The sequence below is a fragment of the Streptomyces sp. NPDC006872 genome, from assembly GCF_040635845.1.
GTDB lineage: Bacteria > Actinomycetota > Actinomycetes > Streptomycetales > Streptomycetaceae > Streptomyces.
Genome location: NZ_JBEYIL010000018.1, coordinates 215,550 through 236,398 on the forward strand (window position 1 = coordinate 215,550; position 20,849 = coordinate 236,398).

A 20,849-nucleotide genomic window follows, 5' to 3' on the forward strand; every position below is an offset into this window, starting at 1 on the left:
CGCTGTCACCGCCCCTGCCGTGCGGTCAGCCCTTCGGCCCGTCCGTCACGAGCGCTCGCGCGTAGTTGGCCATCGACCGCTGGTAGCGCGGCAGATGGGGGGCGAGTGCGCCGAGGACGAGGGACAGGCCCTCGCGGTCGCGGCCCAGGCTCGACAGACACAGGGCCAGACACGCGCGTACGGCGTCGTCCAACTCGTCGGACGGGCCGTCCAGTTCGGGGGTCAGCAGATTGACGCCCTCCTCCGCCCGTCCGATGTTGCGCAGCGAGCTGGAGAGTTGGATCTTGGCGCGTCTGCCCTTGTAGCCGCTCACCTCGCCGAGACCGCGCGCGAGCGCCTCCCGGTAGAGCGGGGCCGCCCGGTCCGAGTGGCCGGTCGAGTCCCAGGCGCAGGCCTGCTCGAACGGGCCGAGCGGACTGCCCTCGGGGAGTTCGGCGACGAGCGCGTCGATCACGGCCCGGAAGTCCGCCGCCTCCTCCTCCGGATAGTCGTCGAAGGTCGCCCAGGCGGCGGTCACGCGATCTTCCCAGTCCTCGTTCACCGGCTCACTCTCGCACGGGTGCGCCCGCCGGGACACCGGTATTTTGAGCGCACCGTGCGTGGGAGCCGTATCCAGGACGAGGCTCTTGCAGGGAGGAACAGATGAAGGTGACCCGACCGATGCTCGCGGCGGCCGCCGCCGCGGCGGCGCTGGTGCTGACGGGCTGCGGTTCCGGCGGGGCCACGAAGGCCGCCGCGACCGTGCCGGTGACCGCGACCGGCAGCCTGGAACAACTGGCTGCCAAGGTGAAGTGCACGCCCGACATGCAGACCGACGCCGACGAACTCCGTCAGGCCATCTGCAAGGTCGCCGCCGGCAAGTTCATCCTGGTGACCTTCGCGACCGACCGCGGTCAGCGCGAGTGGATCAACGGGGCCAAGGACTACGGCGGCCACTACCTGGTCGGCCGCAAGTGGGTGGCCGTGGGCGAGGAGACCAGCACCGTCAACACGTTGCGCAAGACGCTCGGCGGTGAGATCGAGGAGGGCACCGACCACTCCGCGCACGTCTCGGGCGAGCCCTCCGACAGCGCGACCCACTCCGGTCACTGACCGAGCTCCACACCACCACAACTGCGCACCACCACAACTGCGCACCACCACAACTGCGCACCACTGCAACTGCAACACAACTCCACACACACGAAAGAGCCGGCGGTGAGGAATCCTCACCGCCGGCTTTCTCAGTCGGTCCTACTCAGTCGATCACTTGCACTTCTTGCCGGTGTTGATGCAGTTGACCATCTTGTTCATCAGGTTCGTGGAGAAGAAGTTGATGAAGTCGTTGTGGTCGGTGATCGGCTTGTGCAGGTTCTCCGGGAAGGTGTCCACCGCGTACGGGTTCACAACGGTCCCGTTCTGCAGCTTCGGGGCCGGGACGTTGTAGACGAGCCGGACCTGGAGCTGGGGGATCGCCTTGAAACCGTTGGCGCAGGTGCCGTCGGCCTGGACGAACGACACGTGCGTGCGGTGGTTGGCCGAGTCGATGTTCTGGCCGTCCCAGCAGCTCTGGAAGTTCGACGTGCGGACCACCTGGCTGCCCTGCGGGCAGATCGGGTACTGGTCCTTCAGCTGCACCTTGTTCTCGAAGCCGGTGCAGCTCCAGTTCACGTTGGCGTTGGCGTTGCCGTTGACGAAGGCCTTCGCGTCACCGGTGATGATGCGCAGGGCCGTCGGCATCGCGACGACGTTGCCCTTCTTGTTGCCGACGAACTTGATCTGCGCCTGGGAGGCCTGCAGGATCTTGCCGACGTTGCCTTCCTTGCCACCGCCGTCGTTGTTCTGGTCGAAGTCCTGCGTGCCGTCCTGGAGACGCAGCACCGGCCAGAAGTACGAGGACTTGTCACCCTGGTTCTGGCAGCTGGTGCTCGCACCGGCCAGTTCCTGGTCGCTCGCGAAGGCGTCGTTGTTCTGGTTGCCCACGTAGTCGTGCAGGTGGTGGGCGCCGTTGGTGACACCGGGGGCGACGATCACGTTGTCCGTGTTGTGGTTGTCGTTCCCGTTGGTGCCGCAGCTCGAGGTGAAGGTGCCCTTCGAACCGCTGTTGCCGTTCGCGGCGAGACCGTTCTGGCCCACGCCCAGCGCGGCGTTGCCCTGGACCTTCGTGATGTCCACGAAGTCCGCGGCGACGGGTCCGTTGCCGCCCTGGCCGTTCTGCGCCTGGCCGGCGTTGCCGTTGTTCTGCTGGCCGCCGTTGTTCTGACCGGCGTTGCCGTTGTTCTGGCCACCGTTGTTCTGGTTGCCGTTGTTCTGGTTGCCGTTGTTCTGGCCGTTGTTCTGCTGGCCGTTGCCCTGGCCCTGGCCGGCGTTGGTGTTGTTCGCCGCCTGCGTGGTGCACGCCGCGAGCTGGCTCAACGAGCTGTTGAACTGGCCACCGGAGCGCGTGATGTTGATCCGGATCCGGTCGATCGTCGCAGCCCGCTTCTCCTTCAGGGGGCCGGTGATCGCGTTCTGGACGAAGCTGGCGTCGTTAGCCTGGGCCTGGCGGGTCGAAGCGAGCCGGGTGTACGCCTCGGTGATCTGCTTGTCGAGGTTGGCCAGCTCGGTCGCGACGCCTTGCTTCGCCCCCTTGGGCACGTTCGTCAGCTTCTGCCCCACATCCGGGCAGGAGATGGTGGCCACCTGTGCGGCTGCGTTGGCGGCCTTCGTCTGGTTCTGGCCCGAGCTGTTCGACTCGTGCGCCGAAGCGTAGAAGTTCGCCCAGATCAGCCCGCCCCCGCCGAGCGCTAGGGCCGCCGATGCTGCCACGGCCTTCGTGGCCATCGACGAACGGCGTTTACGTATGTTGCGTCCCATGGAACTCCTCTGACTTCCTTGCGGGGCAGCATCGAGGCGCCCGACAGGAGTGAAGCTGCCCCCTCACTTACGCACGCCGCCCCAGAGGTGTTCAGCGTCCTCAGAAATTGATGAGAGCTCCGTACGACAAAACAGCCACAACACCCTCACATGGCACAGCAGTTGGAGGGCTCACCGATCCCGGTCCAGATAGGCCAACACCGCCAGCACCCTGCGGTTGTCGTCGCCGGCGACCTCCAAACCCAGCTTCACGAAAATGTTCGCGGTGTGTTTGGCGACCGCCCGCTCGGTGACGACCAGTTTGGCGGCGATCGCCGCGTTCGACCGGCCCTGCGCCATCAGCTCCAGAACCTCCCGTTCGCGCGGAGTGAGCCGGTCCACCGGCCCCTGTCCGTCGCCCGTACGCCGGGCCAGCAGTTGCTGGATCACCTGTGGGTCCATCGCCGTACCGCCCGCCGCGACCCGCCGTACGGCGTCCACGAACTGGTCCGCGTCGAACACCCGGTCCTTCAGCAGATAGCCGATCCCGCCGCTGCCGTCGGCGAGCAGCTCGCGCGCGTACAGCTGTTCGACGTGCTGGGAGAGGACGAGCACCGGCAGCCCGGGCTTCGCACGGCGGGCCTCGAGCGCGCACTGCAGCCCCTCGTCCGTGTGCGTGGGCGGGAGCCGGACGTCGACGACGGCGACGTCCGGCTCCAGTTCGGCGAGCGCCCGGGCCAGCTCGGGCCCGGTCTCGACCGCCGCGGCGATCTCGAAGTCGTAGGCCTCCAGCAGCCGGACGAGACCGTCGCGCAGCAGGAAGAGGTCCTCGGCTAGGACAACACGCAAGGGATCTCCATGGTCACCATGGTGGGACCGCCGGCAGGAGAGCTGACGGCCAGGACGCCGTCGAATGTACCCAGTCGCCGCTCGACCCCGGCCAGGCCCGAACCGGCGCCGATGCTCGCGCCGCCCTTTCCGTCGTCGGTGACGGAGATCTGCAACCGGTCGTCGCCGTGGTGGAGGTCGACCCAGATCCGGTCGGCGCCGGAGTGCTTGACCGCGTTGGTCAGCACCTCGCTCACCGCGAAGTAGGCCGCCGACTCCACGGGCGCGTCCGCGCGGCCCGCGCCGAGCTCCACGGTCACCTCGGTGGCGACCGGCAGCCGCAGCGCCAACGCCCGTACGGCGTCCCCGAGTCCGCGCTCGGCCAGCACCGGCGGATGGATGCCGCGCACCAGGTCGCGCAGCTCGGAGAGCGCCTCGGCGGAGGACCGACGGGCCTGCGCCAGCAACGCCTTGGCTTTCTCCGGGTCCTTGTCGAGCAGCATCTCGACGGTGCCGAGGTCCATGCCCATGGCCACCAGCCGGGCCTGGGCGCCGTCGTGCAGATCCCGCTCGATGCGCCGCAGTTCGGCGGCCGAGGTGTCCACCGCGTCCCGCCGGGTCTGCGTCAACACTCTCACCCGCTCGGCCAGTTCGGCCTGACTCGGGGTGAGCATCGCCCGGGTGAGGAGGAAGTGGACCTGGAAGACGCGCACGGCGTACCGATGGGCGACGAAGAGCAGGACCGCGCCCAGGGCCCCGGCGCCGAAAGCGGACGTCTGGTCGCTGACCGGCACGAAGAGGTACCAGTACGCGCCGTCCTCCGTCGCGAGGTACACCCGCCACAGTCCGACCGGCAGCGCCAGCCCCTCCAGCGGACAGAAGACCAGGACGGCCGGCAGCAGGGCGGTCGCGAACCCGGCAGGCAGGTCCACCAGGAGCCACAGCAGGTCCCGCCAGGTCGCCGGGTCGCGCAGCAGCGCGTAGGTGCGCCGGAACGGGTTGATGGTCTTGGGGGCCGGCCGGTACGCCGACGGGATGCGCACCCCGCCCCACCGCTCGGCGAGCGCCCGCCGCCGGTCGGCGTAGGCACGCACCCCCTTCACCACATAGGGCGTGGTGAGGGCCCCGACCCCGATGGGTATCAGGGCCATGGACACGAGGGAGAGGCACAGGCCCAGGATGCTCAGCGGCAGCGACACCACGGCCAGCGCGAGCCCCCGCACGGCGGCGAGCACCATCCCGCGTGCCCTCGAACCGCCCTCGCCGCTCTTCGTGTTGGTGTTCATGCCGTCAGTCTGGCCGAGCCGCGGACCGGCGGTCACTGGCCCGAAGCCCCCGGTCAGGAGGTGGTGCCAGGTACACCCCCCGACCCGGCCAGGACCTTCGCCTCGACCTCCGGGTCCAGGCCCTTGCGGGTGCGGTCCGGGCGCTGGGGCGCCGTGCCGCCGATCGACCGGAGCCAGCTCCAGGTGTCGGCCACGGTCTCCTCGACACGGCGGCAGGACAGCCCCGTCGCCACCGCCCGCGAGACGTCGGACGCGTGCAGGGCGTCGTGCATGTCGCTGCCCGGCGGCACCCACACCGGCAGCTGGGTCCACGGTTCGATGCCCGCGTCGAGGATGATCTCGGGTGCCGTCCACCGCAGTTCGGCGGCCGAGCCGGTGGCCCGCACACACGCCTCCAGCAACTCGCCCATCGTCGCGTGTCCCTGCGGGCTGATCAGGTTGTACGGCCCGCTCAGCTCCCGCTCGGCCGCCCCGAGGATCCACTCGGCGAGATCGCGGACGTCCACGTACTGCAGGGGCAGATCGTGCGGGCCCGGCGCGAGGACCGGGCCGCCGCGCGCGATCCGGGTCAGCCACCAGGGCAGTCGGCCCACGTTCTCGTAGGGTCCGAGGATCAGCCCGGCCCGGACGAGGACGGAGGCGTCCGCGCCGAAGGCGTCCACGGCGGCCAGCTCGCCGCCGCGCTTGTCCCGGGCGTAGTCGGTTTGTTCGGCCTCGGCTTCGGCGCCCTCGACGACCGGCGCGTCCTCGGCGTACCCGGCGGGCGGGGCCCAGGTGTACACCGAGCAACTCGACACGTACACATACCGGCCGGCGCGGCCCCGCAGCAGCCGCGCGGCCTCGTGCACGGCGCGGGGCGCCGCCGACCAGGTGTCGACGACGGCGTCCCAGTCGTCGCCGCTCTTCGCCAACGCGTCGAGGCCCCCGGGCGCGGTGCGGTCGCCGGACAGCGACCGCGTGCCGGGGACGGGCGCGTGCCGTCCCCGGTTCAGGACCGTCACATCCCAGCCGCGCCCGAGGGCCGCCTCGACGACGGCCCGTCCCGCGAACTCCGTACCACCCAGCACCAGAAGTCTCATACCGGTGACTGTGCCCCGTCCGGACGCGGGAGGGAACCGCGCTCTGCCGTCGGCAGACGGGCCGGGTCAGCGGCCGGTCGGCGGGGTGTACTTGTAGCCGACCCGACGCACCGTCTGGATCGACTGGCGGTGCCGGACGCCCAGCTTGCGGCGCAGCCGGGCGATGTGGACGTCGACCGTGCGGCCGTCGCCCACATGCCCGTAGCCCCACACCGTGGTGACGAGCTGGTCGCGGGTGTGCACCCGGTTCGGGTACGCCACGAGATGGGCGAGCAGCTCGAACTCCAGGTATGTGAGGTCGAGTTGCTGCCCGTCCACCGCGGCGGTGCGCTGCGCGGAGTCGATCCGCACGAGCGGTTCGCCGGCCGCCTCGGCCCGGTCGGCCGTCGGCTGGTCCGGCACCGCCACCGGCAGGAACGGCGGCTGCTGGTCGGCCGGCACGAGGACCAGGTAGCCGATCATCGGCGGCTGCCCCGGCAGCGTGGGCAGGGTGTGCTGGGGAGCGGGCAGCCAGGTCGCGCCCGGCGGCAGGAGGTCCGCGACGTCGACCACCTCGTCCCGGTCCACGGCGCGCAGCCGATGCCGGGGCGAGCCGGACGGGGCGGTCGTGGCGGGTGCGGTGAGGGAGGGAGCGGAGGAGAGAGAACGAGTGTTCGCCATGAGAGGTCAGCTCTTTCGCGCGAGGAGTTCGTCATCGAGGGACGTACGTCGTGCGCGCTGGCCGAAGGCCGGGTGTACGGCTTTAGAGGGCCTGCGCGTTCACCGCGCGGCAACACACCCGGTCGAAGTCGTGGTGCTGACGGGAGGGCCAGAAGGGCTCGAGGTCATGGCGACCTGTCGCGGTGTACTTCTGGAAGCTGGCCATGGCCCCATTGAAGCAGACACCGGCCCGTTGCAGGAGCCTCCTCTCACAGCTTGGACGGATCCATGACATCAGGCTGGGACGCGAGGCCGGGGTCAGTCGACGACCGCGGCGGTCGCCAGCAGCGTGCGGACGGCGGCGCGCATCTCGTCGTCCGGGTGCGGTCCGTCGCCGCACATGTGGTCGTGGATGATCCGGCGCGAAGACTCGGCGCCCTCGCGCAGTGGGGCCACGGCGAAGCGGGGGAGGAGGCCCATCTCGGTGAGCGTCAGCACCGGGTGCGGCGGGCCGGGGTAGAACCTGTCCCACGCGAGCGCCTTCCGGGCCAGCGGCTCCACGGTGTCCTCGGTCCGCCCCGTGATCCGCCAGACGGCCAGCGCGGCCTCGGCCCGGGTGCCCGAGTAGGGGCTCGGGGCGAGGAGCGGCTCGATGAACGGCAGCAGCGGTGCGGCGGCGGGGCCGAGCCGGCCCGCGAGGATCGTGGTCCAGGCCGAGGCCGAGGCCGAGGCGCTCATCTCCCGCCGGAGGAGGGACAGCGCCGGCTCGGGGTCGCCCGCGACGGCGTGGAGCGCCACCGCGGCCTCCGCCGAGACCGAGGAGTGGGCGCCCGCCGCCACGCAGTCGCGCAGCGCCCGTTCGGCCACGTCGCCCGCGGCGGGCCCCAGCCCGGCGAGCACGGCGACCGCGGCCGACGGGTAGCCGGTGCCGGTGCGCGTCAGCAGCTCCGCGAGCTGCCCGACGGCGTCCTCGGCCACCTCGGGGAACAGGGGGAGCACCTTGACCAGTTCCGAATGGGCGTTCCCCAGTTGCCGGGCCACCGCTCGCCCCACGGGCAGCGCCTCGGCCCCGAACTCCTCGGCCACCGCGCGGACCGCGTGAAGGGTGTCGTACGCCCCCGGCGTCTCCTCGGCGAGCCGCACCGCCTCCTCGATCGCGACCGGCATACGCGCGCGGGCCAGCACGGTGACCGCCCTCGCCCGCTTCGCCAGGTCGTCGTCCGCGAGCAACGGCAGCATCTGCTCGGCCACGCGCGCGTGCAGCTCCGACGGCAGCGCGCAGGTCAACTGCGCCAAGTAGTACAGGTCCCAGGTTCCGCCGACCGCCTCGTGCAGTGCCCAGGGCAGCACGTCGGTCTCGCGGTCCCGCCAGCGTGCGGTGATCTCGAAGGCGAGCGGTATGCCACGGGAGAGGGCCCGCAGTGCGGCCTCGGGTTCCTCCAGGAGCCGGCCCTTGAACGTCTGGTGGAGGTTCGGCCACAGATGGCCCTCCGTCTCGGACTCCTCCCGCTCTTCCGGCGGCTGCGCGCTGTACGCCCGCGCGCAGGCGTCGACCAGCGCGTCCGGCAGCGGCGATTCGGTCGTGCGCAGCAGGTCCTCGGCGGCGGCGAGCGCGACCCGGGGCTCGGGGTCGGTCAGCAGGGCGCGCCGCCAGTCGCCGTCGGCCGGCTCCAGCAGGCCGAGCGCCGTCACGATCCGGGCGCGCACCCGCGGGTAGGTCTCCGCCGCCAGCCGGTCCCGCAGCAGGGGTGTGGGGGCCGGGGCGTCCTGCTGTCCGCAGGCGGCGATCAGCACCACCACCGCCTCGCGGACGGCGGGGTCGGGGTCCTGCGTCAGATGCAGCAGGGACGGCAGCGACTGCGTCGTGATCCGCCGGCACCGCTCCTGTTCGTCCGTCGGCCCGGCCCAGTTCGCGAGGTTCGCCAGCAGTTCGAGCACTTCGGCCCGGTGGCCGGGGCCGTGCAGGGCGAGCCGGATCAGCTCCGGCGCCGCCGGTGAGGTGCGTGTGTTGTCCCGGTAGCACAGCAGGGAGTACAGCCAGGCCATCGCCTCCTCGCGCACCGCCTCGTCCGTGGACTCCATCCCCCGCAGCACCCCGGGCACGTCCTCCGCCAGGCCGTACGGGCGTACCGATCCTGTCGAGCCGCTCTCCGTCCCCATGAGGGCGCACGATATGCGCAAGGGGCGCCCACCGGAAAGGCGGGCGCCCCTTGTACAGGAACTGCGGAGGTCCTGACGGATCAGACCTGGCCGGCCTTCTCCAGCGCCGAGCAGCAGGTGTCCACGATCAGACGGGTCACCAGGTACGGGTCGACGTTGGCGTTCGGGCGGCGGTCCTCGATGTAGCCCTTGCCGTCCTTCTCGACCTGCCACGGGATACGGACCGAGGCGCCACGGTTGGAGACACCGTAGGAGTACTCGTTCCACGGGGCGGTCTCGTGCAGGCCCGTCAGACGGTCGTCGATGCCGGCGCCGTAGTGCTTCACGTGGTCGAGCGGCTTCGAGCCCTCGCCGAGCGACTCGCACGCGGTGATGATCGCGTCGTAGCCCTCGCGCATCGCCTTCGTGGAGAAGTTGGTGTGCGCGCCCGCGCCGTTCCAGTCGCCCTTGACCGGCTTGGGGTCGAGGGTGGCGGAGATGCCGAAGTCCTCGGCGGTGCGGTAGAGCAGCCAGCGGGCCACCCACAGGTGGTCGGAGACCTCCAGCGGGGAGACCGGGCCGACCTGGAACTCCCACTGGCCGGGCATGACCTCGGCGTTGATGCCGGAGATGGCGAGACCGGCGGCGAGGCAGTTGTCGAGGTGCGCCTCGACGACCTCACGGCCGAAGATCTCGTCGGCGCCGACGCCGCAGTAGTAGCCGCCCTGCGGGGCCGGGAAGCCGCCCTTGGGGAAGCCGAGCGGGTAGCCGTCCTGGAAGAACGTGTACTCCTGCTCGATGCCGAAGATCGGCTCCTGACCGGCGAACTTCGCGGCGACCTCGGCGAGCGCGGCACGGGTGTTGGACTCGTGCGGCGTCATGTCGATCTCGAGGACCTCGCACAGGACGAGGATGTCGTCGCCGCCGCGGATCGGGTCGGGGCAGGTGAAGACCGGCTTGAGGACACGGTCCGAGGAGTGGCCCTCGGCCTGGTTCGTGGACGACCCGTCGAAGCCCCAGATCGGCAGCGCGTCCAGACCGACGGGCTCGCCCGTGATGATCTTGGTCTTGGAGCGGAGCTTGGCGGTCGGCTGGGTGCCGTCGATCCAGATGTACTCAGCCTTGAAGGTCACGGGCCACTTCCTTCGGGGTGTGTCTGACGCACTTGCGGGTGCTGCGGCGCTGCGGCACTGGGGCGCCGCCTGTTTGCCCGGAAGCTTGTCAACAGGCGATTTCCCGATCATTGCTCGAATGTGAACCCCGTGTTACCTGGTGGTTCTGTGGCGCGGCTCACGGTGTGAGCCCGGAAAAGCGGTGTAGGTCCGGACGTGCGGCGGTCCTGCCGCTCGTGGCCGCGAGCGACAGGACCAGTGACACGTACGTGGGTTCTCGGCAGCTCGGCCTCACCCCACCTTCTCGATCAGGGCCCGGCGGATCAGGAACTTGCCGGGCTCACGGACCAGTTCGAAAGCGGCGTTGTTCAGCAGCGCGCAACTGCCGGAGGGGCCGGTCACCTGGACCGTCGTGGACTTGTTGTTGTCCAGGTTGGTCACCTTCAGCTTGGTCCCCACCGGGAACTGGTTGCTGGAGGCGGCCGGGGCGCCGGCCTCCCCGGAGAGGGTGACCGTGGAGCCGTTGCAGACCTGCTGGCCGGAGGCGGCGCCGCCGTTGCCGGTGTTCCCGGCCGGAGCCGAAGCGGCCGGGGCCGAGGGCGCTGATGCGGCGGGTGCCGATGCGGCCTGCGAGGGCTGCGTCGACTGGGAGTCCTGAGCCGACTCCCCAACGACGCACCCCGACGCCTGCTGCTGCACCTTGATCTGCGCGATGACCGCCTCGCGGTTGGCGATCCGGGCCTGCGACTGCGCGTCCGGAGCAGCGCGTTGGCCGTCGATGAACTTCTGGTTGTTGCCGAGCGCGGTGGCGAGCCCCTGACAGACCGTCGAGTTCGCCGCGGACAGCGTGTTCGCGTTCTGCGCCGGCTGGGAGGCGTTCGAGGTGTTCGCCATCACGAACGCGCCACCGCCCGCCACCGCCGCCGCGCTGACGAGCAGCGCGATCTTCTTCTTCGTACCGACTGTTCTCCTGCGCGACATGCGCGCCTCCTGGGACCTAGGGGAACGTACGCCGGTATGTACGAGATCCCGAACGAGGTTACTCAGGGGTTTCGGGAGTCGTTTGGTGTGACGCGCGTCACGGCATCCCGTACGGCCTCGTCGGTGCGGGCCACCACCGCCGTGCCGTCGTCCGCGGTGATGATCGGGCGCTGGATGAGCCTGGGGTGCTCGGCGAGCGCGCTGATCCAGCGCTCGCGTGAACCGGCGTCCCGCGCCCACTCCTTGAGACCGAGCTCCTTGGCGACCGCTTCCGTGGTGCGGGTGATGTCCCAGGGCTCCAGCCCGAGACGGTCGAGGACGTCCCTGATCTCGTCCCGGGCGGGCACGTCCTCCAGGTAGCGGCGGACGGTGTAGTCGGCCCCCTCGGCGTCGAGGAGCGTGAGGGCGCTGCGGCACTTGGAGCAGGAGGGGTTGATCCAGATTTCCATGCCGGTCACGGTAGCTCCAAACCGGCCCGAAAGCCCTTGTGATCAGGGGCGATTGTCAGTGGTGGGCAGTAGAATAGAAGCAGTGTTCGAGGGTCCGCCGGAGGTTCCGGGCCGGGCCCTGACCGCGACAGGAGGATGCCTGTGCCCGCTGCCGCACTGAAGCCGAAGCCGTCCGCGACCCAGTCCACCGCGAAGCGTTCCGTCCAGCTCGATCTGCCCTATGTGCCCGTCCAGAAGCGGCCGTTGCCGCCCGGGCGGCCGCGCGACTGGTACGTCATGCACAACCGTCGGCTCAAGGCCATGCGCCTTGCCATCGCGCTGCTCGACCTGGGCGTGTATATGCCGAACCAGGCCCGCAACGAGAAGATCCGCAGCACGGCGGAGCTGATCGGCGTCCATCCGCCGTCGGACACGACGTGCCACATGGTGCGGGCGCTGCTGCGTTACTCGCGTTGAGCCGTGGCGCCGGGCGCCGTTCGTATGCGACGGCGCCCGGCGTCGGGGCGTTCGCCCCCCCAGTGCGCTCCCCAGTGCGCCCCCGGTTCGCCCCCGAGCTCAGCTCGTCAGCTCCTTCTCCACCGGCGTGCGGAACCTCGGCGTCACCCGGGTCTCCCCGACCCACGCCCCCAGCCGCTCCGCCGCCGCCTCGATCGCCGCTCTCGCCTCGCTTCCGATCCCCTCCCCGTCCAGGATCCGCCACACGATCTCCCCGTCGGCGCGCTGGGCCCAGCTGCCCACCACCCGGCCGTCCCACCACACCGTCGGCCCGACGTTCCCGCTGTAGTCGAACAGGGCGGGGCGCAGTTCCGGGGCCAGATACCAGTCCCGGCCCTGCCAGCCCATCGCCGTCGGGTCGAGGGCGGGCAGCAGGGCCGCCCACGGTTCCTCGGGGCCGGGCACGGGATCCACATCGCCGTCGACGACGTATCCCGTGCCCTCGTCCAGCGTCACCGCCCGCGCCCCGATCGCGGTCAGCGCCCGTCGGACGTCCGTCACCCGCCAGCCCGTCCACCACTTCAGGTCGGCCTCCGTGGCCGGGCCGCACGCCCGCAGCCAGTGCCGCAGCAGATCCGACTGGGCGTCCGCCACGGGCAGTTCGGGGTGCTCCGGGGCGAGCGCCCAGCGGAACTGGCTCGACGTCCACGAGCCCAGCGGGCGCCCTCTGACCACCTTGCCCTCCACCCCCAGCACCCTCAGCAGTCGGGTCACGACGGTGTGGACGCCCTCGTAGGGCTTCCCGGCCGCGTACACGAACTGCTCCCGCAGCCGCGGCTCCTCGCGGGCCAGCTCGGCGGCCGTCGCCTGGCCGAGCCGGCCCAGCGCGGCCAGCGCCGACTCCTCGACCTCCGTCAGCCAGGCCACGTCCGGGGCGCCGGCCTTCGCCATGTCCTTCACCAGCGTGGCCCGTTCCCGCGCCGCGACCGTGAGGCCGGTCGAGGCGTGCACGACGGCCGTCGACGCCGTCGGGAACACGAAGACGGTGTGCCGCATCCCGTGCATGCGGACGAGGGTCCGGTCCGTGTACAGCGCCCGGTCGGTCTCCGGGACGGTCACCGCCGGGTCGGCGAGCCGGGCGCCGATCGCCAGATACACCGTTGCCGGGTCCGAGCCGTGCAGGGCGAGGAGCGAGTCGGCCACCGCCTCGGGCGTCGCGGCCCGCGCCTGCGGCGCCAGCCGGTGCCGCAGCGCCAGCCTGGCCCGCCGCTCCGCCACACCGACGTATCGCAGTCCGTCACCCATTCAGGCCTCCGCCCCTCGTCACCTCGCCGCCGTCCGCATCCTCCCCGACACCACTGACAACCGGGCCCCGGGCCTCACCTGTTTGCCGTCCCCGACATGCGGCCGTCCCCGTCCGGGCCTTCACTGCGAACAGGGGGCCGCAGAGAACGCAGGGAGTGCCGGGAACGCAGGGAACGCCGGGAGTGCCGGGAGTGCCGGGAGTGCCGTGGAACGGGAGGCGGACGTGGTGCGGAGGCGACGCGGATGACCACCCCCGCCGAACGGGCCGGGCGCGGCAAGCACGCCCGCAGACGCGTCCCCCGGTCCGCCCAGGCCGGCTGGCTCCCGCCCGTCGACCGACCCGACCCCGTCGCCGTCCTGGAGCGGCAGGGCCGGGACCGGCTGCCCGAACTGCTGCCGATCCGGTACGGGAGGATGACCGCCTCGCCGTTCGCCTTCCTGCGCGGCGCGGCCGCCGTCATGGCCGCCGATCTGGCGTCGCAGCCGCACACCGGGCTGACCGTGCAGCTGTGCGGCGACGCCCACCTGCTGAACTTCGGGGTGTACGCCTCCCCGGAGCGGGCCCTGCTCTTCGACCTCAACGACTTCGACGAGACGTTCCCCGGCCCCTTCGAGTGGGACGTCAAACGGCTCGCCGCCTCCGTGGCGGTGGCCGCCCGCGAGAACGGCCACCCCGAGCCCCGGGTGCACCGCGCGGCCCTGGAGACCGTCGCCGCCTACCGCACCGCGATGCGGCGGCTGTCCCGGCTCGGCGAACTCGCCGTCTGGCACGAGCGCATCGACGCCGAGCGGCTCCTGCCCCTGCTGCGCTCCGCCCGGCGCCGCGCACAGGCCGGGGCCAGCCTCACCCGGGCCCGCCGCCGCACCAGCCTCCAGGCCCTCGGCAAGCTCACCGAGGTCGTGGACGGTCGTCCCCGCATCGTCCACGACCCACCGCTGCTCGAACCCGCCGGCGTCTCCGACAGCGCGGCCCTGCGCAAGATCTTCTGCGACTACCGCTCCATCCTCGCCGAGGAGCGCCGTGTGCTGCTGGACCGCTACCGGTTCGTCGACGTCGCCCGCAAGGTCGTCGGCGTCGGCAGCGTCGGCACCCGCTGCTTCATCGTGCTGCTCGCCGGGCGCGACACCGACGATCCGCTGTTCCTGCAGATCAAGGAGGCCCGCGCGTCCGTCCTGGAGGAGCACCTGCCGAACGGCCCCTACGCCCATCCCGGCCACCGGGTCGTCGCCGGACAGCGGCTGCTGCAGGCCGCCGGCGATGTCTTCCTCGGCTGGATGACCGGGCCCCAGGGGCGCGCCTTCTACTGGCGCCAACTGCGCGACACCAAGGGCTCCGCCGACGTCGCCGGCATGTCCCCGGCCGACCTCCTCGCCTACGCCCGGCTCTGCGGCACCGCCCTGGCCCGCGCCCACGCCCGGTCCGGCGACCGGTTCGCCATCGCCGGCTACCTCGGCGGCGCCGACACCTTCGAACGCGCCGTAGCCGACTTCGCCCTGGCCTACGCCGACCGGACCGCCGCCGACCACGCGACCCTGGGCAGAGCGGTCGCGGCGGGGGTGGTGACGGCGGCGCCGGACGTCTGACCACCGGGGCTCCGAAACCGCCTCGGTCGGCGACCGCCCTCGGTCGGCAACCGCCCTCGGTCGGCGACCGCGTCTGTCAGCCGCCTGCCAGTACGGCGGTCACGAACTCCCGTCGGTCGTCGGGGTGGTCCCGGAACCACTGGCCCAACCGGTGTCCCGCGTCCGGCAGTTCGAAGCGTTTGTACTCGGCCCGGGAGGCGAGCGCGTCCTGCACCGCGCCGGTCACCTCCGGCGGGATCACCGTGTCCGTACCCGGCACGGCGAGCACCGCACGGCCCTCGTACCTGCGCAGGACGTCGAGCGCGGGCGCCTCCCGCCAGCTCCCGGGCCTGCGGATGATCGCGCTGAACTCCCCGTCCCCCGCACCGAACGGCACGTCCCACGCCTCGGCCGCGTACACCGCGGGCGCACACAGTCCGAGGGCCCTCACCCGCTCCCCGTAGTGCGCCGAGAGATCGGCCGCCGTCTGCCCGCTCATGCTGAACCCGACGAGCGTCAGCGGCCCGTCCGCCGGCACCTGGGCGTCGATCACGGACACCGCCTGCTCGAAACGTCGGCGCAGGCTCAACTCCCGCAGCGCGCCGCTGCTTTCGCCGTGCCCGGAGAAGTCGAAGGCGAGGACGCGGCAGCGGCCGTGCACCGCGAACTCCCGGGCCAGCGGCAGGTGTCGCTCCTTGCTGCCGTTGCCGGCGCCGTGCAGCAGAACGGCGGTGACCGTTCCCGAAGCACCGCCGTACACCCCGCTGAGCCGCTCGCCGTCGTGCTCGTGCGTGAAAGGGGAGAGGTCGCTCATGCCGCCCATTCACTCACGACACGGCAAGCCGAAAAGGAGATGCACGTTGAGTGACGGCTTCCGTACTCTGAAGGCGTCAATCCACCCCCACCGCTACGCACAGTCACCTGTCCCTGCCCAGGAAGGAGGTACGCCATGGGCACCGTCGTTCTCTCCGGGACCGTCGTCCTGGTGGTCCTGGGATTCGGAAACCCGCTCTACTGGCTCGCCGCCGTCGCCGTGCTGTTCCTGTACGTGCGCTACGGACTCGACGCGTCCTCGACGTCCTCGTCGTCGCCGTCGCCGCCGTCCGCTCCCGGGCCCGCCCAGGGCACGGGACCCGCGCCGACCTCGTACAAGGCCTACCGCGAGCGCCGTGACACGCAGGCCAAGTGGGAGCGTCGCTACCGTCGCGAGCGTCCCCTGGAGTACCGCCGCCAGGAGCGCGAGCGCAGCAAGTAGCCGCAACGGGCCTACGAGCCGGGGAGCCCTACAGACCCGGGGCTCCCCACACCGGGAACCAGCGACTCAGGTCCTGTTCCAGCCGCAGGTCGTTCCCGAGAGCGGCCTTCACCTGCAACTCCAACGCGTTGTCGCGCCGCTGCCCGGCACCGGGCAGCGGCGCGAACGGATAGAATGAGCCGCGCTTGTAGAGGTACACGAGCGCCAGCCGTCTGTGGTCCGCGTCCTCGAACCCGGCGAGGGAGCACAGCAGCTGCGGCCCGAAGCCGTTGACCTCCATCGCGCTGTTGACCGCGTGCAGATCGTTGACCAGCAGCGACAGCTGGTCGGGGGCGCGTTCCGAGACCAGCCAGGAGTAGCCGAAGTCGTCCCGCTGGAGCCGCACCGGAGGACCGGTGCGCTCGGTGTCCGCGTCGAGGAGCGCCTGGACCTCACGGTGCGTCTGTTCGAAGGCCGAGCCCTCGACGGTCGCGAAACACACGGCCCCCTGCCCGGTCGGGGTGAACCCGGCCGCCGCCTCCAGCGTCACCGCCGCCGAGGGCAGCGCGAACAGCTGATCGAGATCGGGCACGACCGGCTTCGTCCGGCCGAGCAGGATGTCCAGCAGCCCCATGTCGCTCAGCCCGCCTTCCCGGGCGTGGCCGCCTCGCCCAGTTCGGCGGAGATCCGCCCCAGCTGGTCGAGCCGCTGCTCCAGGCTCGGGTGGGTGGAGAAGTACCGCTCGATGCCGGGCTCCTTGCCGGTCGCGGGGGTGAAGAAGAAGGCGTTGAAGGCCTGCGCGGTCCGCAGGTCCTTGGTGGGGATCCGGGCGATGTCGCCGGAGACCTTCGTCAGCGCGGAGGCCAGCGCCGAGGGACGGCCGGTCAGCTGCGCCGCGGCCCGGTCCGCCGCCAGCTCCCGGTACCGGGACAGGGCCCGGATGAGGAAGAAGCTGATCGCGTAGACGGCCGCCGAGACACCCATCACGGCGGCGAAGACGACCGCGGTGTTCTGGTCCCTGCGCCCGCCGCCGAACAGCTGCGAGTAGAACGCGAACCGCACGATCAGCCCCGCGATGACGCCCAGGAACGAGGCGATCGTGATCACGGCCACGTCCTTGTGCGCCACATGCGACAGCTCGTGCGCGAGCACGCCCTCCAGCTCGGCCGGCTCCAGCCGCCCCAGCAGGCCCGTCGTCACGCACACCACCGCATGTTCGGGACTGCGCCCGGTCGCGAACGCGTTCGGCATCCCCAGGTCGGAGACGGCGACCACCGGCTTGGGCATGTCAGCGATCGCACACAGCCGGTCGACCACCGCATGCAGCTCGGGATACTCCTCGCGCTCCACGACCCGCCCGTGCATCGCGAACATCGCGATCCGGTCGGAGAACCAGAACTGCGCGACGAACATCGCCGCGATCAGCACGACGACCAGCACCCACGATTTCAGCAACACGATCAACGCGGCGACGAACGCCACGTACAGCAGCCCGAGCAGGAACAACGTGACCGTCATCCGCACGGTCAGCCGCCGATCGCTCCGGAAACGGCTCTGCATCTGCATCACCCCGCAGTCAGGCACTCGCCCCACTGCCAGTGTGCACCGCCCCAGCCCCATGAACGGGTCCGTAACGCACCTAGACGCAGCAAAAGCTCCCTGTGAGGTGCGGCGAGACCCCGCCTAGTACGGTGCCCGGAACCGCATGTACCCCAGCAACAGGATCACCGCGGCCACGCCCGCCAGTACGAGCGTCGTCGACATCCACGAGGAACGAGGCCGTGCCACCGGACGCGGATCACCACGGAATGGGACCGCCTCGGGCGGGTTCTCCTTCCACCGGGCGGCCAGCATCCGGGCCCGAGCCGAGGGCTCCTTGTACGTGGCGGCATCCGCCCACTTGATGTCGAACTCCCGCTGGACGTCGTCCTGGCCGCGCTCGGTCATCTCCGGTCCACCCCCGTGTGCCTGATCCGTTGAATAGAACATACGCCCGTACTCAGTCGTTCGGCACGACAGGATCAGCTTTCGCCCTGACCGCCGTCAGACCCGGAGTGGTTCCGAGCGCCTGGCTCGGTGCCACCGTTCAGCTCGTTCCGGACCTGCCGCCACGCGCGGATGATCTGCGGCAGCCGAGACAGCACCTCGCTTATCTGGGCCAGCAGCAGCGTCAGGCAGCCGCACGCGGCGAGGATCGCCAGGGTCACATCGTCCCACTTCACAGCGCGCCCCCCAGGCTTGTGACGGTATCTGCAGACATCTCGATCCCCCATTGCCCCCGGTGTGAGGGCCCGTGCGAGTTACTCGAAAAGCGCCTGACGGGAGATCCAGTCGAGAGCCTCCGCGCCCAACTCATCAGGCGCTTCGAGTAGCGCCGTCTCCACGGCCGTGAGATCTGTCAGCGTCTCTGGTGCGTCCGACCGGTCCAGCACGGCGAGCCGCTCCATCGCGGTGCGCACCGCGCCGGGCCAACCCGGCAAGCCGAAGTGGTGGGGTGCTTGGAGCGCGGCCGTAAGAGATCTGTGCAGCAGTGCCGCGCGCCAGCCCTGCTCCCGCATCACCTCAGTGGTGAACCAGACCCGGTCGTCGACATGCTGGATGAACTCGGCCAGGGGCGCGGGCGCGGACACGGCCCGCAGGGTGAAGGGCGAGCCGCCGGCCCACGGAAGATCCAGGTCCGAGGCGATGGCGACGAACGCGAGCAGTTCCTCGGGCCCGTCGTCCCGCGCGGCCAGCAAAGCGGCTCGGGCCCAGCGGTACAGATCGACGCTCTGCGCGAAGATCTCCCCGTCGCTCGGCCCGTCGTCGGCTGCGTGGATCCGGTCCAGGGGACCCTCGCGCCAGGCGACGGCAACCAGGCCGACCGCCGCCGCGCTTACCAGGACGTCCGTGTCGTCCGCGTCGATTCCGAAGTCCGCGAGGACATCGGGGGCCGCTGCCACGATGCCCGAATTCGGCGTGCGCTTCTCCTCGCTCCCGGCCCCCTCCAAGAGAGCCAGGAGGTGACGGGACGGCGGTTCGGGTTTCGGCCGCTCCACTGTGATCCCGTGGCGCAGCAGGTCCTCGAAGATCTCGTCCGGCCCGCAGTCGATGTGGTCGGAGTCATGGCGTCCCGAGCAGTCCTCCGGGCATTCGAACTCCTCGCACATTTCGGGCTCCGCGGGCTGCGCCTCGTTGAGCAGGTGATAGGTGAGCCGATCGGCCACCGCCTCCCGCGCTGTGATCATGGCCAGGTCGAGCCGGAACCTCTCCTCCTTGAGCTCGGTGGCCTCGTCAGCCGCGTCGGCGGGCGGCTCCGGCGCGTCCGGGATCCAGGTGTACGCCGACTCCAGCGAGACCAGCAGCCAGGCGAGCTGAAGCGGCTCGGCCCGGTCGCCGCCGGACAGCTCGGCCACGGCATCCGCTGCCTGCCGCACACGGTCGAGCCGGACGAGATGCCGTTCTCGCGCCGGCCGCCAGGCCTCCGCCTCCGCCAGGGCCTGCTCGGCGTCCTGGGTCAGTGCGGCGTCGCGGGCCCGTCGCGCCCGGGTGACCCGCCGATGCAGGCAGGGATGGCAGCCGAAGAGTCCCGACTCGGGCGTCGGGCCGAGAGCCACCGGCAACCGATCCTCGAAGGGTTGATTGCAGAGGCAGCAGTCCACCATTCCCACCTGCCGGGACGTGGGGATGGTGGGCAACTCGGACCGGATCAGGGCATGGGCATACTCGGGGATGTGCATGGACGGGCCACTCCTCATAGGGCGGTGCCGGTTCCCTCACGGCGCTGGGTCCATGCTCCGGTCCCTGCGCGATGGCTTGTCGTCGTCTGACGCCTGTGGCAGGGAAGTTGGCGCAATCTGACACCGGGCCGTCTGCCTGCGACTTCTACACTCTTGGCACTATCTGACGGTTGTCCCGACCGTCGTCCGCGAGGTCGAGAGGAAAGACCCCTTCCGTGACCGACACGCTCCTCCTTCCGAACGAAGCCCATCGGGACCTGGTACAGGCTCTGGAAGAACTTCACCGGGCGGCGGGCAGCCCGGGCATGCGGAAGGTGAGCACCCTGATCGCCGAGGGCGATCATCCGGCCGTCGTCAGCCACGAGGGCGTTCGTACGACGCTCAAGGGGCTGACCGTCCCGCGCTGGGAGACCGTGCACTCCATCGTGGCGGTGCTCGCCGCCGCCTGCGTCAATCCGCCCCGAGACCCGGTGGCCGAGGTGGCACGGTTCCTTCCCCTGTGGCGTGCGGTGCGGGAGGGGGAACCGGGCGGCATGAAGACGGCCCGGGAACTGGCCCTGTCACAGGGCTGGGGCACCGACGACGGGCAGTGGGACGCCGAGTCCCTCCTGGCCATGATGATCAACCCGTTCAACGCCATCCAGATCGACCCCTCCCTGGCCGTACCGCACGAGCCGCAGATCTCGGAGGACGAGTGGGTGCAGGTCGGTGTCCGGCTCATGGAGGAGCACGGTGTCGAACTGGCCCTGCGTGTCCTGCTGCGGACGCTGAAGGGCGACTACCTCGGTGCCGAGGAAGGCAGCCCCTTCGGATACCGGTTCCCGAACCAGGAGGCGTTGGAGATGCACACCGGCTACCGATATGGCTGCGAGCTCCTTCTCCAGCGCCTGGCGGTGGAACCGAACCTCCTGCAGCGGTCGATCAGCGCGATGCACGCCGACCGGACCATGGACCGTGAGGACCGCATCGAGATGCTGCGCGCGGAGTCGGACGCGTCCTTGATGCGGGAAGTCATGACTGCGACCCCGGAGAGCTGGCACGAGCTGTCCGAGCAGGCCCACCATCAGATCTTCGGCTATCTCATCAAGTCGTTCGGCCCGGTGGGCAGATTCGGGCTGCCGCCTGACCAGCGCTTCCGTTTCGTCTGGCGCGTCCCCGAGCCGTCCGCCGACTAGGGGCTGTCTCTAGTTGTGATCATTGGGCTTTGAGGAGGCTGCTGATCCAGATGGTCGCTGCGCGGAGGTGGAGTCCGGCGAGGTAGCTCTC

23 protein-coding genes are annotated in these 20,849 nt (G+C 70.8%); 5 read left to right on the forward strand and 18 right to left on the reverse strand.

From position 1 onward, the window contains the following. Nucleotides 1-25 precede the first annotated feature (25 nt). Nucleotides 26-541, reverse strand: a complete 516-nt coding sequence (locus ABZ725_RS40385; RefSeq protein WP_358807358.1) for a tetratricopeptide repeat protein — start codon at nucleotides 539-541, stop codon at nucleotides 26-28. Between the two features lie 101 nt (nucleotides 542-642). Between ABZ725_RS40385 and ABZ725_RS40390 the strand changes: the two genes are divergently transcribed. Next, complete coding sequence (locus tag ABZ725_RS40390) at nucleotides 643-1,092, forward strand: hypothetical protein (protein WP_351914822.1); 450 nt, start codon at nucleotides 643-645, stop codon at nucleotides 1,090-1,092. Between the two features lie 153 nt (nucleotides 1,093-1,245). Here the strand turns inward: ABZ725_RS40390 and ABZ725_RS40395 are convergent, their stop codons facing one another. The 10 genes from ABZ725_RS40395 to ABZ725_RS40440 all read right to left on the reverse strand — a co-directional run bounded on the left by ABZ725_RS40395 (nucleotide 1,246) and on the right by ABZ725_RS40440 (nucleotide 11,327). After that, entirely contained in the window at nucleotides 1,246-2,835 is a 1,590-nt protein-coding gene (locus ABZ725_RS40395; protein ID WP_358807359.1) for a DUF1996 domain-containing protein, read from the reverse strand. 171 nt (nucleotides 2,836-3,006) lie between these two features. Further along, complete coding sequence (locus ABZ725_RS40400; protein WP_358807360.1) at nucleotides 3,007-3,663, reverse strand: response regulator transcription factor; 657 nt, start codon at nucleotides 3,661-3,663, stop codon at nucleotides 3,007-3,009. Next, on the reverse strand, nucleotides 3,648-4,928 hold the full coding sequence (locus tag ABZ725_RS40405) for a sensor domain-containing protein (protein WP_358807361.1): 1,281 nt from the start codon (nucleotides 4,926-4,928) through the stop codon (nucleotides 3,648-3,650). Before ABZ725_RS40405 ends, ABZ725_RS40400 begins: the two co-directional genes overlap by 16 nt. A 53-nt stretch (nucleotides 4,929-4,981) precedes the next feature. After that, on the reverse strand, nucleotides 4,982-6,007 hold the full coding sequence (locus ABZ725_RS40410; RefSeq protein WP_358807362.1) for an SDR family oxidoreductase: 1,026 nt from the start codon (nucleotides 6,005-6,007) through the stop codon (nucleotides 4,982-4,984). Nucleotides 6,008-6,073: 66 nt separating this feature from the next. Continuing rightward, entirely contained in the window at nucleotides 6,074-6,667 is a 594-nt protein-coding gene (locus tag ABZ725_RS40415; protein WP_358807363.1) for a winged helix-turn-helix domain-containing protein, read from the reverse strand. Nucleotides 6,668-6,749: 82 nt separating this feature from the next. Further along, nucleotides 6,750-6,872 (reverse strand): hypothetical protein, encoded by a 123-nt coding sequence (locus ABZ725_RS40420; RefSeq protein ID WP_358807364.1) that lies wholly within the window; start codon nucleotides 6,870-6,872, stop codon nucleotides 6,750-6,752. A 92-nt stretch (nucleotides 6,873-6,964) separates the two neighbouring features. After that, nucleotides 6,965-8,806, reverse strand: a complete 1,842-nt coding sequence (locus ABZ725_RS40425; protein WP_358807365.1) for a HEAT repeat domain-containing protein — start codon at nucleotides 8,804-8,806, stop codon at nucleotides 6,965-6,967. An 80-nt stretch (nucleotides 8,807-8,886) separates the two neighbouring features. Continuing rightward, a complete protein-coding gene (gene glnII / locus ABZ725_RS40430; protein WP_351914836.1) occupies nucleotides 8,887-9,918 on the reverse strand; it encodes a glutamine synthetase in 1,032 nt (343 codons plus the stop codon). Nucleotides 9,919-10,188: 270 nt separating this feature from the next. Next, on the reverse strand, nucleotides 10,189-10,878 hold the full coding sequence (locus tag ABZ725_RS40435) for a hypothetical protein (protein ID WP_358807366.1): 690 nt from the start codon (nucleotides 10,876-10,878) through the stop codon (nucleotides 10,189-10,191). Between the two features lie 62 nt (nucleotides 10,879-10,940). Continuing rightward, a complete protein-coding gene (locus ABZ725_RS40440; protein WP_358807367.1) occupies nucleotides 10,941-11,327 on the reverse strand; it encodes an arsenate reductase family protein in 387 nt (128 codons plus the stop codon). 141 nt (nucleotides 11,328-11,468) lie between these two features. Between ABZ725_RS40440 and ABZ725_RS40445 the strand changes: the two genes are divergently transcribed. Continuing rightward, entirely contained in the window at nucleotides 11,469-11,783 is a 315-nt protein-coding gene (locus ABZ725_RS40445; protein ID WP_351914842.1) for a hypothetical protein, read from the forward strand. A 99-nt stretch (nucleotides 11,784-11,882) separates the two neighbouring features. Here the strand turns inward: ABZ725_RS40445 and ABZ725_RS40450 are convergent, their stop codons facing one another. After that, nucleotides 11,883-13,067, reverse strand: a complete 1,185-nt coding sequence (locus ABZ725_RS40450) for a winged helix DNA-binding domain-containing protein (RefSeq protein ID WP_358807368.1) — start codon at nucleotides 13,065-13,067, stop codon at nucleotides 11,883-11,885. 243 nt (nucleotides 13,068-13,310) lie between these two features. Between ABZ725_RS40450 and ABZ725_RS40455 the strand changes: the two genes are divergently transcribed. After that, a complete protein-coding gene (locus tag ABZ725_RS40455) occupies nucleotides 13,311-14,651 on the forward strand; it encodes a DUF2252 domain-containing protein (protein WP_358807369.1) in 1,341 nt (446 codons plus the stop codon). 76 nt (nucleotides 14,652-14,727) lie between these two features. On the opposite strand, the gene ABZ725_RS40460 is transcribed toward ABZ725_RS40455, so the two are convergent. Further along, a complete protein-coding gene (locus ABZ725_RS40460; RefSeq protein ID WP_358807370.1) occupies nucleotides 14,728-15,444 on the reverse strand; it encodes an alpha/beta hydrolase in 717 nt (238 codons plus the stop codon). 135 nt (nucleotides 15,445-15,579) lie between these two features. On the opposite strand from ABZ725_RS40460, the gene ABZ725_RS40465 reads away from it, so the two are divergent. After that, complete coding sequence (locus ABZ725_RS40465; RefSeq protein WP_358807371.1) at nucleotides 15,580-15,885, forward strand: hypothetical protein; 306 nt, start codon at nucleotides 15,580-15,582, stop codon at nucleotides 15,883-15,885. Between the two features lie 28 nt (nucleotides 15,886-15,913). Here the strand turns inward: ABZ725_RS40465 and ABZ725_RS40470 are convergent, their stop codons facing one another. The 5 genes from ABZ725_RS40470 to ABZ725_RS40490 all read right to left on the reverse strand — a co-directional run bounded on the left by ABZ725_RS40470 (nucleotide 15,914) and on the right by ABZ725_RS40490 (nucleotide 19,583). After that, complete coding sequence (locus ABZ725_RS40470) at nucleotides 15,914-16,498, reverse strand: hypothetical protein (RefSeq protein ID WP_358807372.1); 585 nt, start codon at nucleotides 16,496-16,498, stop codon at nucleotides 15,914-15,916. A 5-nt stretch (nucleotides 16,499-16,503) separates the two neighbouring features. Further along, nucleotides 16,504-17,424 carry a zinc metalloprotease HtpX gene (htpX, locus tag ABZ725_RS40475; protein ID WP_358807373.1) on the reverse strand — a complete coding sequence of 307 codons (921 nt, stop codon included), beginning with the start codon at nucleotides 17,422-17,424 and terminating at the stop codon, nucleotides 16,504-16,506. Nucleotides 17,425-17,547: 123 nt separating this feature from the next. Continuing rightward, nucleotides 17,548-17,811: a hypothetical protein gene (locus ABZ725_RS40480; RefSeq protein ID WP_358807374.1), complete on the reverse strand. Its 264-nt coding sequence runs from the start codon at nucleotides 17,809-17,811 to the stop codon at nucleotides 17,548-17,550. A 74-nt stretch (nucleotides 17,812-17,885) separates the two neighbouring features. Further along, entirely contained in the window at nucleotides 17,886-18,086 is a 201-nt protein-coding gene (locus ABZ725_RS40485) for a hypothetical protein (protein WP_358807375.1), read from the reverse strand. A gap of 78 nt (nucleotides 18,087-18,164) precedes the next feature. Beyond that, nucleotides 18,165-19,583 carry a hypothetical protein gene (locus ABZ725_RS40490; RefSeq protein ID WP_358807376.1) on the reverse strand — a complete coding sequence of 473 codons (1,419 nt, stop codon included), beginning with the start codon at nucleotides 19,581-19,583 and terminating at the stop codon, nucleotides 18,165-18,167. A gap of 215 nt (nucleotides 19,584-19,798) precedes the next feature. Between ABZ725_RS40490 and ABZ725_RS40495 the strand changes: the two genes are divergently transcribed. Next, entirely contained in the window at nucleotides 19,799-20,758 is a 960-nt protein-coding gene (locus tag ABZ725_RS40495; protein ID WP_358807377.1) for a hypothetical protein, read from the forward strand. Nucleotides 20,759-20,849 lie beyond the last annotated feature (91 nt).